This is a genomic window from bacterium (genome assembly GCA_019695305.1).
Classification (GTDB): Bacteria; UBA10199; UBA10199; order UBA10199; family JAIBAG01; genus JAIBAG01.
Window position 1 is genome coordinate 13,660 of the sequence record JAIBAG010000028.1, and the last position, 17,152, is coordinate 30,811.

At 43.9% G+C, this 17,152-nt stretch carries 16 protein-coding genes; 7 read left to right on the forward strand and 9 right to left on the reverse strand.

Going from position 1 to position 17,152, the window contains the following annotated elements; genetic code table 11:
- Positions 1-120 precede the first annotated feature (120 nt).
- Positions 121-2,322 carry a copper-translocating P-type ATPase gene (locus K1X76_10815; protein MBX7149559.1) on the forward strand — a complete coding sequence of 734 codons (2,202 nt, stop codon included), beginning with the start codon at positions 121-123 and terminating at the stop codon, positions 2,320-2,322.
- A 12-nt stretch (positions 2,323-2,334) separates the two neighbouring features.
- Complete coding sequence (locus K1X76_10820) at positions 2,335-3,414, forward strand: DMT family transporter (GenBank protein ID MBX7149560.1); 1,080 nt, start codon at positions 2,335-2,337, stop codon at positions 3,412-3,414.
- Positions 3,415-3,424: 10 nt separating this feature from the next.
- Here K1X76_10820 and K1X76_10825 read toward each other — a convergent pair whose 3' ends face one another.
- The 5 genes from K1X76_10825 to K1X76_10845 all read right to left on the reverse strand — a co-directional run bounded on the left by K1X76_10825 (position 3,425) and on the right by K1X76_10845 (position 10,118).
- On the reverse strand, positions 3,425-4,030 hold the full coding sequence (locus tag K1X76_10825; GenBank protein ID MBX7149561.1) for a cation transporter: 606 nt from the start codon (positions 4,028-4,030) through the stop codon (positions 3,425-3,427).
- Positions 4,031-4,122: 92 nt separating this feature from the next.
- A complete protein-coding gene (locus K1X76_10830) occupies positions 4,123-5,361 on the reverse strand; it encodes a thioredoxin domain-containing protein (protein MBX7149562.1) in 1,239 nt (412 codons plus the stop codon).
- 10 nt (positions 5,362-5,371) lie between these two features.
- Positions 5,372-5,722, reverse strand: a complete 351-nt coding sequence (locus K1X76_10835) for a P-II family nitrogen regulator (GenBank protein MBX7149563.1) — start codon at positions 5,720-5,722, stop codon at positions 5,372-5,374.
- A 16-nt stretch (positions 5,723-5,738) separates the two neighbouring features.
- Complete coding sequence (locus K1X76_10840) at positions 5,739-8,870, reverse strand: CusA/CzcA family heavy metal efflux RND transporter (protein ID MBX7149564.1); 3,132 nt, start codon at positions 8,868-8,870, stop codon at positions 5,739-5,741.
- Positions 8,871-8,885: 15 nt separating this feature from the next.
- On the reverse strand, positions 8,886-10,118 hold the full coding sequence (locus K1X76_10845; GenBank protein ID MBX7149565.1) for a TolC family protein: 1,233 nt from the start codon (positions 10,116-10,118) through the stop codon (positions 8,886-8,888).
- A 459-nt stretch (positions 10,119-10,577) separates the two neighbouring features.
- Between K1X76_10845 and K1X76_10850 the strand changes: the two genes are divergently transcribed.
- On the forward strand, positions 10,578-12,155 hold the full coding sequence (locus tag K1X76_10850; GenBank protein MBX7149566.1) for an FAD-binding oxidoreductase: 1,578 nt from the start codon (positions 10,578-10,580) through the stop codon (positions 12,153-12,155).
- Between the two features lie 6 nt (positions 12,156-12,161).
- Here the strand turns inward: K1X76_10850 and K1X76_10855 are convergent, their stop codons facing one another.
- From K1X76_10855 to K1X76_10865, 3 genes are all read right to left on the reverse strand, one after another.
- The gene (locus K1X76_10855; GenBank protein MBX7149567.1) at positions 12,162-13,229 is read right to left on the reverse strand and encodes a hypothetical protein; all 1,068 of its coding nucleotides are present in this window, start codon (positions 13,227-13,229) and stop codon (positions 12,162-12,164) included.
- 3 nt (positions 13,230-13,232) lie between these two features.
- Positions 13,233-13,700 (reverse strand): hypothetical protein, encoded by a 468-nt coding sequence (locus tag K1X76_10860; GenBank protein MBX7149568.1) that lies wholly within the window; start codon positions 13,698-13,700, stop codon positions 13,233-13,235.
- 138 nt (positions 13,701-13,838) lie between these two features.
- The gene (locus K1X76_10865) at positions 13,839-14,009 is read right to left on the reverse strand and encodes a hypothetical protein (GenBank protein MBX7149569.1); all 171 of its coding nucleotides are present in this window, start codon (positions 14,007-14,009) and stop codon (positions 13,839-13,841) included.
- Between the two features lie 90 nt (positions 14,010-14,099).
- On the opposite strand from K1X76_10865, the gene K1X76_10870 reads away from it, so the two are divergent.
- Genes K1X76_10870 through K1X76_10885 form a run of 4 tightly spaced genes read left to right on the forward strand, consistent with a single transcriptional unit; the run spans position 14,100 to position 15,964 of the window.
- Entirely contained in the window at positions 14,100-14,333 is a 234-nt protein-coding gene (locus K1X76_10870) for a hypothetical protein (protein ID MBX7149570.1), read from the forward strand.
- Positions 14,334-14,343: 10 nt separating this feature from the next.
- Positions 14,344-14,886: a hypothetical protein gene (locus K1X76_10875; GenBank protein ID MBX7149571.1), complete on the forward strand. Its 543-nt coding sequence runs from the start codon at positions 14,344-14,346 to the stop codon at positions 14,884-14,886.
- A complete protein-coding gene (locus tag K1X76_10880) occupies positions 14,874-15,350 on the forward strand; it encodes a hypothetical protein (GenBank protein MBX7149572.1) in 477 nt (158 codons plus the stop codon). The genes K1X76_10875 and K1X76_10880 overlap by 13 nt, the downstream gene beginning before the upstream one ends.
- Positions 15,347-15,964 (forward strand): hypothetical protein, encoded by a 618-nt coding sequence (locus tag K1X76_10885; GenBank protein ID MBX7149573.1) that lies wholly within the window; start codon positions 15,347-15,349, stop codon positions 15,962-15,964. The genes K1X76_10880 and K1X76_10885 overlap by 4 nt, the downstream gene beginning before the upstream one ends.
- 202 nt (positions 15,965-16,166) lie before the next feature.
- Here K1X76_10885 and K1X76_10890 read toward each other — a convergent pair whose 3' ends face one another.
- Complete coding sequence (locus tag K1X76_10890; protein ID MBX7149574.1) at positions 16,167-16,940, reverse strand: hypothetical protein; 774 nt, start codon at positions 16,938-16,940, stop codon at positions 16,167-16,169.
- Between the last annotated feature and the right edge of the window lie 212 nt (positions 16,941-17,152).

Here is a 17,152-nt window from a genome sequence, read left to right on the forward strand (position 1 = left end):
CACGTTCTAAGGGGTAAAGGAGCCATTATGTCCACCACATCCCATAACTGCTGTTCAAATCACTCTAAACCAGTGAGTCCCGTAGCCCCGACTCATAACGCGCATCTCTATACTTGCCCCATGCATCCGGAGATCAAACAGGATCATCCCGGCAGTTGCCCCAAATGCGGCATGGCCCTGGAGCCCGAAGAACCGCTGGCTCCTTCCACAAAAACCGAATGGACTTGTCCCATGCACCCGGAGATCGTCCGGAGCGAACCCGGCAGTTGTCCGATCTGCGGCATGGCGTTAGAACCAAAAACCGTTTCGTTAGAGGAAGATCAGACTGAATTTAAAGACATGAAGAGACGTTTTCTGATTTCTTTAATTTTCACGCTACCTCTTTTTATCATCGCCATGGGGGATATGCTTCCGGGTAAACCGATTTCGCACTTTCTTCCTCACGAAATTTTGCGCTGGCTTGAGATCATTTTAGCCACACCCGTTGTTTTGTGGGGTGCCAAGCCATTTTTTGAGCGCGGTTGGCAATCGCTCAAAAACAAATCACTCAACATGTTTACGCTTATCAGCTTAGGCGTAGGCGTTGCTTATGGTTACAGCATGGTTGCGGGACTGATGCCTTCAATTTTTCCGAATTCCTTCGTGGATCATTCCGGCAGGGTCGCGACTTATTTTGAAGCGGCTGCGGTCATCGTGACTTTGATCCTTCTTGGCCAAGTTTTGGAATTGAAAGCCAGATCACAAACCGGAGCCGCGATTAAAGCCTTGTTAGGGCTCTCTCCCAAGACGGCGAGGCGTATTCATTCCAACGGAAACGAAGAAGACGTGTCGCTGGATCATGTCCAAATGGGGGATAAACTGCGTGTTCGTCCCGGCGAGAAAGTGCCCGTTGATGGTGTTGTGGTCGAAGGAAAAAGTTCCATCGATGAATCCATGATTACGGGAGAACCTATTCCTGTAGAGAAAGCCAGCGGGCATAAGGTGATCGGGGCAACAATAAACGGCACAGGATCTTTGATCATTGAAGCTCAAAAGGTTGGCGCCGATACTTTGCTCTCACAAATTATCCATATGGTGGCCCAAGCGCAACGTAGCCGCGCACCGATTCAGAAACTGGCGGATGTCGTTTCCGGTTATTTCGTACCCGCCGTCTTACTTGTAGCCGTGACAAGTTTTGTCCTGTGGATTTTGATCGGACCCGAGCCGCGCTTTGCATACGCTATCATCAATGCAGTTGCGGTTTTGATCATTGCTTGCCCGTGTGCGCTGGGATTAGCTACACCTCTCTCCATCATGGTGGCCATGGGTAAAGGTGCCGGAGCCGGCGTGCTTTTTAAAAATGCTGAAGCCCTTGAGACATTGCGGCAAATTGACACGTTAGTGGTGGATAAAACCGGGACACTCACTTTGGGTAAACCTAAGCTTGTCAGCGTTGAAAGTGCTGCCGATTTAAATTCTGATGAACTTCTGAAATATGCCGCAAGTCTTGAAGCAGGAAGCGAGCACCCGCTGGCACAGGCAATCGTGAATGGAGCAAAAGAGAAAAAAATTGCTTTAACCGCCGTACAGAATTTTGAATCTGTAACCGGAAAAGGCGTGACGGGACAAATCGAATCCCATTTGGTTTCTCTGGGCAATGCCAAAATGATGGAAAGCTTGGGACTCCATACTGCTGATCTCGAAACTAAAGCTGATCAACTCCGTTCGGAAGGACAAACGGTGATGTTTGTTGCAATTAATAAGAAATTAGCCGGGTTTGTGAGTGTGGCAGACCCGATTAAAGAGGGCACTGCCCAGGTGATTCAGGAACTGCACAAAGACAAAATCAGAATTGTCATGCTGACTGGTGATAACCAGACAACCGCAAATGCCGTCGCTCAGAAATTGGGAATTGACGAAGTCATTGCCGGTGTCTTGCCGGAACAAAAAGCCCTCAAGGTGAAAGAATTGCAATCTCAGGGGCGCAAAGTGGCTATGGCCGGTGACGGCATCAACGATGCTCCAGCACTCGCTCAGGCACAAGTCGGCATCGCGATGGGAACCGGAACGGATGTGGCTATGGAGAGCGCGGGAGTCACTCTGGTGAAAGGCGATTTACGCGGGATTTTGCGGGCCAGGAATTTGAGCCGCGCCACGATGAAAAATATAAAACAGAACCTGTTTTTTGCATTTTTCTACAATGCTTTAGGAGTGCCGATTGCCGCTGGAGTTTTGTACCCGTTTGGTGTTTTACTCAATCCCATGATCGCGGCTTTGGCCATGAGCTTGAGTTCTGTTTCGGTCATCGGCAACGCGTTAAGACTTAGGCGGGTAGAGCTTTAAGAATAAGGACGTATGCAATCAACCAGTACAATCAATCGCGGGTATCTTTACGCTATTTTAGCGGCAGTTCTTTTTGGTGCCAGTACGCCCGCATCAAAGTTTTTGTTAGGTCAAATTGATCCCTGGCTTTTGGCCGGCCTGTTGTATTTTGGATCAGGGATTGGCTTACTGATTGTTTTCTTTTTCTCTTTTTTCACAAAGAAAGCAACCAGCGAAGCCTCTCTAGCAGGCAAAGACTGGAACTGGCTGGGAGGGGCAATTTTTTTTGGAGGTATCCTAGCTCCCGTGCTGCTCATGAATGGACTTGCGCGGACACAGGCGTCTTCAGCTTCTCTGTTGCTCAACTTTGAAGGGGTTTTTACCACACTTTTAGCTTGGTTTGTGTTTAAAGAACACTTTGATCGCCGGATCGCGTGGGGAATGTTTTTTATTATTCTAGGCGGACTCGCCATTTCCTGGAGCGGAAAACCCGAGTGGGAAGAACTCCTTGGCCCTCTCTATATTGCTGCAGCTTGTTTATGCTGGGCAATTGACAACAACCTGACACGCAAAATCTCTGCACAAAATCCATTACATATTACTTTGGCAAAAAGTGTCATAGCCGGTTTAACTAATATTGGGCTGGCTTTTCTGTTTGGTGCCAAGCTTGTCTCAGGTAATCAAATGGTTCTTGCCGGTTTGGTGGGCTTTTTTGGATATGGTTTGAGTCTGATCTGTTTTGTGATGGCTCTGCGTCATATCGGGACTTCGCGCACAGGAGCTTATTTTTCCATTGCGCCCTTTGTGGGGAGCGGGATTTCACTGTTAGTTTTTTTGCAAATGCCATCTCTTCAATTTTTATTATCTGGCCTGTTGATGGGCGTTGGTGTGTGGTTGCATTTAACGGAGCGGCATGATCATGAGCACGAACACGAAGAATTAGAACACGCTCACAAGCACGTTCATGATGAACATCACCAACATGAGCATGGGCCAAATGATTCTTTAGGGGAACCTCATACACATTGGCACAAGCACACCCGATTGCGTCACTCTCATTCCCATTATCCGGATATTCATCACCGTCATGTGCACAAAGTTTTATCGAAATAAAAAATATGCCTTATTTTTTTAAAGACTGCGACAAAATCTGATACGCACCGTGCAAAGCAAGTCCGGCTAGAATCGCAGCAACAACAACATCTGGCCAAACGGTGGCGGTTGCGAAAACCCCACCAGCAGCAATCAGGACGGCGATATTTCCTAGAGCATCGTTCCGACTGCAAATCCAAACCGAGCGTATATTAATATCTCCCTCACGATATTTATAGAGAAGCAAAGCGCAAAGTACATTCACCGCTAATGCGACCAAACTGACCCAACCCATAATTTCCGCTTCAGGTGTTTTTTGGTTAAAAGCATGATGTAGTGTTTCAAATGCCGCCCAGAGGCCAGTGGCAGCAAGAGATAGCCCCTTGATTGTTGAGGCCTTACGTTTAGATGTATCACTACCTGCGATTACAAATAATGTGATTCCATAGTTGACGGCATCCGATAAAAAATCAGCTGAGTTTGCCAAAAGAGAGGCTGAGGATGCCGCCATGCTGGAGATGGTCTGGACAAAGAACATCAGGGCGTTCAAGGCCAGACAGATCCAAAGAATCCGGCGGTATTCTTTTGATAAATGTTCCTGGCTGGAAGAGCAGGCATCTTGGCAAGAGTCACTCATGATTGTCCCCGCTAAATATTCTCCGCTCAAAAAATTTTGAAGAGTCATTATCCATAAACTTTATTTTCTCAGATATTCTTAACCGGAGGAAATTATCGCGTCATTTCAGAACGAATCACTTTTTGGAATAATTCTTGGTTCTTCCAATCCTGGAATAATCGCCCATTAATGAAAATAGACGGCGTTACGTTGATTTCCAAGCGAATGCCTTCTTCCACATCATTTTCCAAAATATGTTCTGCATCATCCGACTTAAGACATTGCTTGAATGAAGGCATATCGAATCCCATATCCTCGGCGATTTCCAGAAGAACCACTTCGGACATGCTTTCCCTGGCTGCAAAAACCCGATCATGATATGCCCAGAACTGCCCGGCCTGATTGGCACAAATGCCAGCTATGGCGGCTTCACACGCCCATTGATGGATAGGTTTCAGTAAGGCTCGATTACAGGTGTTATTTAGAGGAAAATTTACAAAAACCATCCTCACGTCATCCTTAAATCCTGCCAGATTGTTTTTCATGGCGATGCCCGCCTTTTGGCAGGCTGAGCATTGAAAGTCTGCAAACTCGACTATTTCAACTTTGGCTTTTTCGGAACCCCAATTCGGTCGGTTCTCCAGACGAATTGTCTTTTGAGGTATAGAATAAAAATCCTCTAATGAGACCTGTTGTTGTGTGGTTACCTTAATGACATGAGCTTTGTGCTGACAACTTTTTAAGAGCAGAGGGCCCATTATTAAAAATGAGAAAGCAATCAACAGATGGGGAATAAGACGAGGCTTTGGCCCGGCGGCCCCAAAAAAAGACTTTAGATAATCTACGATGAATTTAGGAATAGAAGCGTAAGAAAGGCTTAAAGCACGGGGCAACAAAAGAACAATGAGAAAATTGGTTCCATACGTGATTAAACATAAGGGGCAAACTGTTTGTAACTGTGTAACCGATAAGTAAGCCAGCAGCAGACTGTAGAAGAGAGCCAGAAGGGACAAAAAGAAGAAAAAGGAAAGCGTGGTTTCGCGTCGAGAGCGTTGCCACCGCCATACAAATAGGAAACCAAGAGAAAGGAACAAATAATAAAAAACACCCAGTTCAGAGATCAGGAACGGACCCAGCTTTGCATAAGGACTGGCCAGCGCCTTATCACAATCCAGAAATTCTGATATGTGGCAAAAACTTGACTTTTGTGAACCCGATTGGTCCGCGTCATAATGGGTTTTGGTGATGACAAGGGACACCATAAAACCCAAGAGCGATAAAGAAATAAGGGAGATAAAAATTTTATTTTTCAATCTAATGGGAACTGTATTTTTATTCCTATTTTTTTTCATGGGACCTTCCTCAAATGGCTTTTTTGCCCGCGTCTCCCGTACGGATTTTGACAACCTTTTGAACCTCGTAAACAAAGATTTTCCCATCTCCGATATTTCCGGTATAGGCATTTTTCTGGATCGTTTCGACAACCTGATCCGCCATTTCATCGGCGACGACCGTTTCCAACTTCACCTTAAGAACAAACATGACTCCCCACTCGTTAACGCTGTCTGAACCTTCCGCAACATTTTCCGCGCGTCCTCGGCCAAAGCCTTTGACTTCTGAGACCGTGACTCCCGGCATGTTGGGGATTTCTTTTAAGGCATCAATGACTTTGGCAAGCATAAACGGCTGAATGATGGCTTTAATTTCTTTCATAGTAATCTCCTTATGTTTAGAGTTCCACATCAACTTCGGGTTTTGCAATCCAGGTGTAAACCGTTGGTAAAATTAAAAGCGTCAGAATCGTTGAGGAACAAATCCCTCCAATCACAACAGAGGCCAGAGGTTTTTGAACTTCTGATCCGATGCCGTGCGAGAGCATCATAGGCAAAAATCCGAAGATATCGACTAATGCCGTCATTAATACGGGGCGGAGACGCAGCAAGGCACCTTTGGTCACAAGTTCATGACCGGACATCCCTTCCTTTTTCAGTTGATTAAAGTAGCTGATCAAAACAACGCCATTTAAAATAGCGATGCCTGAGAGAGCGATAAAACCAATTCCTGCCGAGATGCTAAATGTGAGCCCGTTGATTTCAAGTGCCAATGCTCCGCCCACCAATGCCAATGGAATCCCACTGAAAATCAGAAGCGTCTGCCACACATTGCGAAATACCATAAAAATCATCATGAATACGAGACACAAAACAATGGGTGTGAGAATCAGCAAGCGTTCCCTTGCTTGTTCCAGATTTTTAAAATTTCCTCCCCATTCGAAGAATGACCCTTCCGACAGCTTTATGTTAGCCGCCAATGTTTCTTTGGCCTCCTTCACAAAACTTTGAGTATCTCGTCCGCGAGGATTGATGAGAACGGCCGCACGGCGTTTACCGTTTTCGCGGATGATCGTACCAAATCCTTCATCAAATTTAATTTCAGCAAGGTCTTTGAGCTTCATGGTGAGATTAGGGCCAACTTCTACGGGAATATTTTTGAGGGTTTCCAAATCCGATCGATCTTTTTCACTCAAACGAATCATGATGGGAAAACGCCTGACACCTTCAAAAAGAAATCCCGCTTCTTTGCCGCCTACGGCTGTACTGACCGCATCCAATACCACATCAGCCCCCACGCCCAATTTAAGCAGTAACTCGGTATTGGGGTTAATTTTAAGCACAGGAGATGTATCCGACATTTCCGCTTCCACATCCCCAGCACCGGGAACTTTTTTTATCAATTCCTCCACTTTTTCTGAATTTTCCAGCAAATCTTTTAAATCATCGCTGAAAATTTTAAGCGAGATATCGGCACGGGTTCCCTCTAAAAGTTCGTTAAATCGCATTTGAATGGGTTGACTCAAAATTGATTCCTGATCGGGAACGCTTTTATTCAACTTAACCAGCATCGCTTCGATGAGCTCATCCTTGGTTCTTTTTTCACCATTGATCTCCGGCCAATCGTCCAGGTCATTAAACATGATAAACGTGTCGGCCTGGTGAATTCCCATGGGGTCGGTGGCAGCTTCAGCCGTGCCCAAACGTGAAAAGGTATTTTTGACCTCAGGAAATGATTTGATGATCTCTTCGGATTTTTCCTGCATGATGATGGCTTCATCAATGCCAATGTTGACATCACGCACAAACATGATGATCTGCGAACCTTCGTTGAGTTGGGGTAAAAATTCTGATCCCATTCTTGAAAAGAGAAAGACTCCAAAAAGCACGGACACAACAGCAAATGAAATTGTCGCGCGGCGATGAGTGAGTGTTTTCTTGAGAATAGGCTGATAAATTCTCTTAAAAAACCGCATGAGCCACGGTTCATTTTCTTTAATACTACCCTTCAGGAATAGGCTGGCCATTGCTGGAGCCACGGTAAAAGAAAAGATCAACGCTCCCAATAAAGCAAAGCTAAATGCCGCCGCCATAGGCTTAAACATTTTTCCTTCAATGCCCGTCAGCGCAAAGATGGGCAGAAAAACCGCCAGGATGATGAGCTGACCAAATCCCGATGCCTCGCGCATTTCGATCGTGGCTGTAGTTATGGTTTCGTTCAATTCTAATTTATTCAGTGATCGGCCCAAAGAATGTGTGCGTTCATGAATTCTACGTATACAGTTTTCCAAAACGATCACGGCGGCATCGACAATGATGCCAAAATCCAAAGCACCCAGGCTCATGAGATTTCCCGACATGCCTTGCCAGTTCATCATGATAAAGGTGAAGAACAAGGATAAAGGAATCATCGCGGCTGTTATGGCGGCAGCCCGCAAGTTTCCAACAAGTAAAAGCAAGATAACAACCACAAGAGCCGCACCCGTCATAAGGTTATGAATAACGGTACCCAATGTGGCATTGACCAGATCCGAACGATTATGCAGTGTGTTGATGTGCACGCCTTTGGGAAGAATTTTGCGGATCTCATCAATTTTTTTGTGGACGTCAACAGCAACTTCTCGACTATTTTCACCGGATAATAAAAGCGCAGTTCCCATGATAGCTTCTTTACCATCTACCAAAGCGGCACCCGTACGCAGCGGTGCCGCTAAGCTCACTTGTGCAACATCTCCAATGGTAATTGTTTTTAGTGTTTCAAGAGATTTGATGGGGACACTTTTAATGTTGTCCAGGGTTTGAAAAAGACCAATCGCTTGTACAAGAAATTGTTTACCTTCCTGTTGAATGTATCCACCGCCGACATTTTTATTGGTTTTTTCCAAGGCCATTTCAATTTCATCAAATCCCAAACCATACTGAGCCATTTTGGCAACATCCGGTTGAATGTGATACTGTTTCTCATAACCACCGTTGGTATCCACACTGGCAATACCCTTCACAGTCATCAAACGCGGCCTCACCACCCATTCCTGAATGGCTCTTAGTTCCATCAGCTGTGTGATTCTCTCATCACCAGTGGCTATCTGATCCGCTTCCACCGTGTAAAAATAAATTTCTCCGAGTCCTGTAGTGATCGGTCCAAGTCTTGGTTGTGCTCCCGGTGGTAAATCACCCAGCGCAGATTGCAAACGCTCGGATACCTGTTGCCTGGCCTTATAAATGTCGGTCCCATCTTCAAAATTAATAATAACTTGAGAAAGGCCGAACTTAGTAAGGGAACGCACGTGGGTGACCCCCGCAATACCACTCATCGCCGTTTCAACCGGGACAGTGATATAGCGTTCGGTTTCCTCGGGAGCCAAGCCCTCCACCATGGTATTAACCGCCACTTGGATGTTGGTAATATCGGGAAGCGCGTCTATGGAAAGCCTTTTAAAGGCCAACCATCCGGCAATGACAAAAAGAAATGTGAACACCAAAACGAGAGTTCTGTTTTTAACTGAAAATTGAATAATTTTGTTTACCATAATGATTCTCCGAAATTAAATTTTTGAACCGGCCCATGTGCCATCAAGAATGTAAATGCGCCAGAGGGCATTGATGGCCGTTAGTTCCTGCGCATTAAGGGATTGAGTAACCTCAAAAATCTGGCGGTGGGTTTCGATAACAAGTGAACTGGAAACAAGCCCGCTCTCATAGTAATTTTCCATATTTTTGTGTTCATTTTGTAAGGCACCGTTTGGATGAATACGGCCAAGAGATTGAAGAGCGGAGCGATAAGTTGATAGTAGCTGTGCCCGTTCGTTTTCTTTTTTGGAAACCGTTAATTGATAAGCAAGACTGGCCCTATAAGCATCTTGCTTGGCATAACTGACATTGCCGCCATTGAAGCTAAAAATAGGAAGCGCTAAAGTCACATTTATTCCTGAGGCCTTATTGTTTCCGGGGATGCCAGTTTGATTGGTGAAGGAAGGTCCCACTTTAAAATCGGGCCAGATGCTACTTTTGGCCAGTTTTAAATTAGCTTTGGTGATGGCTTGATCGGCTTGAGCTTTTGCCAATTCGGCATTTTGAAGAGTGTCCGTTTCGCCCGCTAGCTGAGGCCATTTGCGTTTGGAAGGCGGAAGATATTTTTGGATGGTAGAAAGAGGTAAGTTTGTTGCCAATACCAAAAAGCTTTGCAGTTCCGTTTGTTCCTGCGTGAGTTGAGCTTTTCTAATTTTAAAATCATCCAAGGAAAGTTTAAAGACTGTAGAGGATACTTCCTGCTCGGGGGCCAGTTTGGGACGCGATTTAAAATGTTCGATCGTGTGCTGGAACGTGCCAATGCCTTCGTTGACGGCCGCTATTTCGGAACGGATTTGACGCAGACGGTAAAGGGCCAAAACCGTATTGAGTGCCGTCAGTTCTTTAGATTCCAAAACCTGCGCCTGAGTGAACCCAGCGGTGGCCTTGGCTTGTTTGATCCTGTTTTTACGCTTGCCTCCTAACTCGATGGTTTGGCTTACGTTGATTTCGGTATTCACCACCGAATCGGAATTGCTATGGCCGGAGAGCACTTTGGTTTCGATCTCGGGATTAGGCAGTTGTTTGGCTATTTTTTTAAGGGCTTCATCACGTTTTAAGCTGGCCTCGGCGATTTGAACCTCGGGATGGCGGTTGACAGCGCAATTAAGTATATCCTGGCTACTATTGATGGCACACTCATCGGCATATAAAAATGATGAAAAAGCCCCACATATAAATGTGAAAGCTAAAAAAATTATAGATTTCATGGCAAGTCCTCGAAATTTTTAAATCTAGGGAAAAACAGATTAATAAAGAGACTTAAACGGTAGGAGGACGTTCGATGCGGGTGGGAAAGGATTCCCGGGGGAAAGCGGAAAGAAATAAAGAAAAACTGAAAGTTTTTAAGTCATTTTGAATGAGAACTACGGAAGCGTGAGAAACATTCATGTTATGGATAGTGTTGCATGGCGTGCAGCATTGATCGTGGCAGGAAGTGGCGGTTTCGGGTTTATCGGGACAGCATGTAAGTTCTTCAGCGAGGGCCACAGTAAAACTGAGGAGAAGTACCAGGCTCAAAAAAGACAGAATGGACCGAAGACGCGTCATAGTTTTTTGTCATAAGGGAAATAAAAATATTAAGCCAGCGAAAATTAGGGATTGGCGGTTTTTTTGTTTGGAGTGGCATTTATTTTTACTTTTGGTAGGTCTTTTTTTAAGAGGGAGATATGAAAAAATACATCCGGAAAAGAACGGCGGCGGTGTTTTCGTTGTTAGCCGCTTTATTGATTTTGATCGGGGCTAAAATTACTCGTTTAGCTTCCGCGCCGGATAAAAATAAAGACTGTGATTTTATCTATCCAAACGATTCCGACAAACCCACCACCATCACTATCCTTCCTGCTAAGCAAGGCCCGCTCTTTGAGCAAGAAGGAGGGTTTACTAATGATGCCAGTTGTCTCAATAAAACGCCTGTTTATGGCATCGTAAAAGTATCCTCCGTTGCCGATGTAAAAAACGCCTTGGAATTTGCGCGCGACAATAACCTTAAGATAACTCCTTCCGGGCTTCAGCACAGTATGGGTGGGCAGAGTTTTTTAAGAAATGGACTTGTTTTGAATATGAAGGGCTTTAAGGAAATGAAGTTGGATAAGGCCTCTAAAACTTTAACCGTTGAAAGTGGTGCGGTGTGGAAAGACATCCAAACATTTTTAGATAAGGAAGGTTTAGCGGTAAAGGCGATGCAATCGATTAATATTTTTACCGTAGGTGGAACATTAAGTGTAAACGCTCACGGGATTGCGCATAATCCGGGGCCCGTTGCTCCCACGGTAAAAGCCATGCGGGTGATGTTAGGAAATGGAGAGATTGTTACGGCCAGTCCTACGGAGAATGTGGAGTTATTTAAATCGGTATTGGGTGGGTATGGATTGTTTGGGGTTATTTTAGATGTGGATTTTGAAGTTGTGGACAACGAAATGTATGCACTGACCCGTGATGTGATTGATTACAAAGATTTCCCCGAGTTTTACGCCAAGAATGTTGAGAATAATGACCAAGTAGGACTTTTTTTTGGAAGGCTATCGGTATCTCCCAGCACTTATTTAAAAGAAACCATTGTTCAGCGATACACTAAAGCAAATTTTGAGGGGGACATTCCCTCTGTTTCATCACCTCAACATAACTGGTTAGCCCGGCTTATCATTAATTTTTCTAAAACGGGAAGCTTTGGCCGTTGGGTGCGCTGGGCGTTGGAAGAACATGTGGACCCCAGTTTGTATCTCTGCTCACGCAATGAGGCGATGAGCCAGAAAGAGGTTTGTTTGATTTCGCGTAACCAAGGGATGTATGACCCGATGGGATATTTAAAAAATAAACTGAAGGACACGGATATTCTGCAGGAATATTTTATCCCCCACAAAAAAATGCCGGAGTTTGTGGATGGGTTAAGAAAGATTGTGAGTCAAAACGGCGCAAATCTTTTGAATGTGACGATAAGGGTTGTGAGCAAAGACACAATCACGGCGCTCCCTTATGCTAAAGAGAATATGTTTGCGTTTGTTTTGTATTTTAATCAGAAGTTTAACGAAGCAGACAGTCAGATTTTGAGAAAAACCACTACGGACTTGATTGATATGGCCACAGACATAGGTGGTACGTACTATCTGCCGTATCAGCTTTATTATTCGAAGGAGCAGTTGGCCAAAGCTTATCCGGAGATTGATGAGTTTTTTGAGGCGAAGAGGAAGTTTGATCCTCTTGGAGTGTTTAGTAATGGGTTTTGGGAGAGGTACAGTAAAAATTGACCCCCCTCAGCGAAACTTACTTGGTAGTTGAGCTGGAAATAAGGTTGGTCTTTTAGCAATTAAAACAGGTTGTGTAGGCTGATGTGGTTTTAAATTACCGATAAAAAAACTTTCATACAATTTACAGGAAGTATCAGATGTCTTAATGGCTTTTGCGAAAGATTCATTTTCGACAAAAATATTAATCCCGTATCTATTCACATCTAAAATAATATTCCCGGCTTGATTATTTGTAATGACAGGCAATCCTAACCGTTGCCATGCATCATGAGCAAGATGCTCCTTAGGAGCGCAACCAAAAAGAGTTAAACGAGGTTTTAACACTTTCAAAAAGTCGAAAGATCTATCGGAATCGCGACCGTGATGAGGTGCTATTAAAACGGCACAATCCTTTACTTCGTCTGAATGCTTCTTCAAAATTAGTTCCCATGTCTTGTCATGAGAGTCTCCGGCAAAAATAATTCCTCCATGAGCAGTTTTATAAAGAATTACATAAGAAGCATCATTGCATTCTTCTAACTCATTGGCTTGCTTAATAAGGTTTTGATCTGGCGACAGGATAAATAGTGAATCGCCAGAACCTGTATCTCCACCTTCATTGGCGTATTTAAATTTACTTCCTTCAAGGCGTGACAAAACTGTTGTACCAGGCACTTTTTTATTAATTAACCGCTCGTACTGATCCCAATCATTTTTCTGAAAGCCGGCTTTAAATTCATTTATTGTCGGACGACGAATCCCCGGTTCCCAAAAATTATCTACCTGAAGGGTTGTCATTAAATTTGCAAGGCCATCCATATGATCCATATCGGGATGGGTGAGGACGAAGCGAAATATAGAATTTAAACCAAGCATATCCCTACAATAATGAATAGGATTAGTCGGGCAGTCTTCCATGCCAACAATTTTGGGGGTTTCGAATGCTTGGGAAAGCAATTGAGAGGCTTTCTGACCGGTTTCTTCATCCGAAGAAAGATTACCTTTACACATATCAATCATTGTAACGTTGCCACTGTCATGTTGAATGATAGAACAATCTCCGTGTCCAACATTCAAAAAATGAACGATTGCCATATTTTAATCCTTTTTATCTTTTCCATTCGCTTCCGAAGTACGTGAATGTTTAATGCTCCACGTGCCGTGAGCGATTTCCTCAAGCCTCTCAATGAAACGATCGACATTTAAACCGGCTATAAATGCTAAGGCATAAAACCCGAAATGATTAGCTTCAGGAGTTAAAGTGGCATCCAGAACGAGTAGGCCTGCTTTTAAAAAAATATAACTGATAAAGCCGCATGCCAGGCTGACGATGGGTCTAATAAAATGCCATGGCCTCCAAGACAGATCCCATTGTTTAAGAGCGCAAGCATTAATGTATACGCCCCTCAGGCAATAAATTGCCCCGCCAAGCCCTCCCAATAAAATGCTAAATATTGGTTGTTCATAGGGAATTAACCATGGAGGCCATGAGCCTGTAGCAAAGGCGATGAAAGATAATATGTAAATAAGAACTAGAGAGAGATGATAAGCAACAGTAAGGAACATGGGGAAAAACTAGATGTCAGACCTTAATCATAGACACCACATCCGCTGAATTAAAAAAATACATTTTGCGACCATAGGCCATACCGTCACCTTGTCAAGGGGATGACATTATTTTTTTTCATTTAACGCAGTGCGCAATTATTTTTCGAGGCTCATTTCCATTAATCTCTCCAAAAATTCATTGATATGAGGGTACTTTTTCTGAAACTGTTTCTCGTCCTCATACTCATCATAAAGCCGGTTCAACTCATGCATAATCTTTTCCAGCTCCATAATTGAGAAAGACACCTGAATAGGCAAAATCTTCATGTCTCCTCCTTTGAAAATCAAAATACCTCCGATCGGAGGTTTAACACAAGGTCTTTTTTGTACATGGTGAAGCCTCCAATAGGAGGCTACATGAAAAAGGAAGATCTCTTCAAAGATCTATCGAAGGAACTTGTAAAGATTCGCGCTGACCGAGGTGAAAATCAGGATTATGTCGAAAATTTTGGGGTAAGCCTCAAGTATTATCAAAAGCTGGAATCGCCCAAAGTGATGAAGAACCCTTCTTTGTGGATACTGTATTGCCTGGCTAAGGCTTTTAAAGTGAGCATTGTGATTTCTCCGAAGGGCGTTCAAATTAAGGATTGAAAGAGAAATAGTGGCTAAGAAACCTAAAACATCCTGGATAATCCAAGCCTTGAAAATACTAGGCACCATGGTAGGAAGCGGTCTTTTCTTAACCGGCTTAAACTATTTTTTGCAGGATAAAACCCCGCATGTTATTGTCCGCCAGTTTTATAACTCCGTTGAACCACAAAAAGCCGTTCCAACCCAAGTAGGAAGTTTGTTGATTAATTACCAGCCCACCGCTCCGCAACCTACCAGCGAATACGTAATACAAGTGATGAATACAGGCCGTGGCCCTGAGGACGACGTACGTTTGGACATACGGTTTGTAAATTGGCTCCCCGTGAAAGAACCGGACGGAAGTGATCTAAAAATTTATCAGCCGGAAAATATGAGTTGGAACAATGGGACCTATTTTGTGAATTTAAAACAGTTTCCAAAGGATGCCTTTGCACAGTTGATTTTTGAGGTAACGGGAGATCCCTCTAAACTATGTGAAACCAAAGTGCGTGTGGCGGGTAAACAAAAAGAAGCAACAGTAGAAAAGGTAAAGGGGTTAACATGCAAACCTTGAGAAAAATATTTTACCAATTCATCTTAACTATAATGTTTTTAATGACAATACGCATGTCTCACGCCAGCGAATGTGGATATATAGATGGTGGTTATTGTTTAAGTAACATGATTGCAGAAGCTTGCTTTCTCATTGAATCAAGAACTGAGATTAAAGACAAAATAACTTTAGCAGGTTCTGATACTGATTTTAGACAAGCTTTAACAAACTTTAGAGATCCTAATCTTATTTATATGCAATATGAAATTGTATGGGATTTACTCATTAAGAACTCACTTGCTACTGAAGAAGAAAAGAAAAAATCTTTTGATGAAGCAAGTAAAGTTGGTGGAACAAAGATTGGTGGAGCTAATTTAGTGGTTCTAGGGGCACTTACATTTCAAAAGTTTGTTGATTTGAAATTAGTAACTATAGAAGAAGCTCAAAAGTTTTTAGATGAAGCTAAAGAAAGAGGTTTTGAATGAACTGGAAAGAAAAATTCAGAGATGTTCTTTCTCCGCTTTTGACTCTTTACACCATTACCTACATCGGCCTGATGCTGGTTGATTTCATCTTAAAAGAAAAATTCGACATGCCCGGCGGGATGATGCCGGTTTATATTGCTTTAGTCGGTGCGTATTCTGCCGAAAAAGAAATCAAACGCTGGGTAGGTAAGGAAGACCCACCCAAGAGAGGATCGATTTATGTTTATTTCTGGCTCGTCTTCTTTTTGATCGCCTTCGTCATGAGCAGTATCGACAAGGCTTTTGTATTACCCAAAGACTTAACCGCCGTAGCCCTTCAGGTTTTAGGTATCTTCTTCGGTTCCAAGGCTTCTAAAAAGATTTATGAAGAAACCACCGGCAAGAACCCCTCAAATGAAGAAAAATACACCACCCGCGAAGACCAGGTTTTAGGGCTTATTGATGATAATGGGAAAGTAACCCGCAAAGAGGTGGTGACGGTACTCAAGGTTTCCAACAGTACGGCAGGCCGGATATTGGCCGAAATGGAGAAAGCCGGAAGAATCAGCCAAGTAGGAGACTTTAAAGATGCCTATTACATCAAAAACACCGGCTCCAAGCCTGATAACGAATAAATATAAGTAAATTCAGTTATTTAAGGTCATACTCCTCAATTGACCCATTACTACTCATATCTGCCCAAATACAGCTCATTTACGACCCAAGGCCTAAAAAGTGAGTAGTAAGCACTCTTCAATACAACCCAAAGTTACCCAGATACGGCTCAAATACAGCCCAAACCAGCTTAAATGCGACTCGACTTGAATCAATAGTGACCTAGTCCATGACATCAGCCAGCTTAGCTTCCAAAAGCTGGGAGTTAAGGAAGAAACCTTCAGAATAGACCGCTTCTTTATCGGTTAGGGTGGGATGGTAGAAGATATCGGAAACATACCGCTGATACATGTCGGTTTTGTAGGTTTTAATGATGATGAAAGGCAGATTTTTGAGCTTTTCTTCCACAAAGGCTTTGGCCTGATCGGCTCGATTGGGACTAACAGCTTGTTTAACCAGTTCGGCAGTGTTGATTCCACGAAAACGAGTACGGACATTAAGCCAAACTTCAAAACCCAGATCGATGCGGACTAAAAGCGTGTCGCCATCCACCACATGCTCAACAATAGCTTTGTAAGTATGAAGAGGATTAACAGGGCGACTTAAACCACCGGTTTCTACCGAAGCCGGAAGTTGCCGGAGATGAAAATAATCTTTTTGAATGGCTTTGCGGAGCTGATCACGACTCCAGCTTTGTTTGGATGCTGTTACGACGTAAAAATCACGTTCTTTGGAATCTTTGAGCGACAGCAATTCCACAAAATGAGACCAGCTAAGAACAGAGCCTTTAGTATCGGGAACCCCTTTAGGCCACAGAGTGTAAAACTGCTGGATACGGTAAAGAAGACTGACTTCCATGTTTAAGTCGGCGCCCAGTTGCGCCAGCAACGCGGCCGAATTGGCGTTAGCCAATTCTTTGGACTTGGACAAACGCCGACCCATCTGCCAGTAGGTTTTAAGGCGAATCGCATTCGCCGCTTCTAAGCCTTCGCGCATAATACCCATGAGATCAGTAACTAAAGTTTTGTATGGAGAGTTAGGAGTTAAGGACGGCACACGCATAATTTACGTAAAACAGACTAAAAATCAACCTGTAAATTGTGCTAAGTGTGCCGAGGCACAAGCCGAAGGCTTGGCCGTTCCCCGCCTTAAATAGGGGTGGGCGGCCGCAAGGCGGGTTCCCACGGGTGGGTGGGGGCAAGTAGGCC

Coding starts and splice junctions, on each gene's coding strand:
- K1X76_10815 (MBX7149559.1), top strand. CDS start 121: ATGCATCCGGAGATCAAACAGGATCATCCCGGCAGTTGCCCCAAATGC.
- K1X76_10820 (MBX7149560.1), top strand. CDS start 2,335: ATGCAATCAACCAGTACAATCAATCGCGGGTATCTTTACGCTATTTTA.
- K1X76_10825 (MBX7149561.1), bottom strand. CDS start 4,030: ATGAGTGACTCTTGCCAAGATGCCTGCTCTTCCAGCCAGGAACATTTA.
- K1X76_10830 (MBX7149562.1), bottom strand. CDS start 5,361: ATGAAAAAAAATAGGAATAAAAATACAGTTCCCATTAGATTGAAAAAT.
- K1X76_10835 (MBX7149563.1), bottom strand. CDS start 5,722: ATGAAAGAAATTAAAGCCATCATTCAGCCGTTTATGCTTGCCAAAGTC.
- K1X76_10840 (MBX7149564.1), bottom strand. CDS start 8,870: ATGGTAAACAAAATTATTCAATTTTCAGTTAAAAACAGAACTCTCGTT.
- K1X76_10845 (MBX7149565.1), bottom strand. CDS start 10,118: ATGAAATCTATAATTTTTTTAGCTTTCACATTTATATGTGGGGCTTTT.
- K1X76_10850 (MBX7149566.1), top strand. CDS start 10,578: ATGAAAAAATACATCCGGAAAAGAACGGCGGCGGTGTTTTCGTTGTTA.
- K1X76_10855 (MBX7149567.1), bottom strand. CDS start 13,229: ATGGCAATCGTTCATTTTTTGAATGTTGGACACGGAGATTGTTCTATC.
- K1X76_10860 (MBX7149568.1), bottom strand. CDS start 13,700: ATGTTCCTTACTGTTGCTTATCATCTCTCTCTAGTTCTTATTTACATA.
- K1X76_10865 (MBX7149569.1), bottom strand. CDS start 14,009: ATGAAGATTTTGCCTATTCAGGTGTCTTTCTCAATTATGGAGCTGGAA.
- K1X76_10870 (MBX7149570.1), top strand. CDS start 14,100: ATGAAAAAGGAAGATCTCTTCAAAGATCTATCGAAGGAACTTGTAAAG.
- K1X76_10880 (MBX7149572.1), top strand. CDS start 14,874: ATGCAAACCTTGAGAAAAATATTTTACCAATTCATCTTAACTATAATG.
- K1X76_10885 (MBX7149573.1), top strand. CDS start 15,347: ATGAACTGGAAAGAAAAATTCAGAGATGTTCTTTCTCCGCTTTTGACT.
- K1X76_10890 (MBX7149574.1), bottom strand. CDS start 16,940: ATGCGCGAAGGCTTAGAAGCGGCGAATGCGATTCGCCTTAAAACCTAC.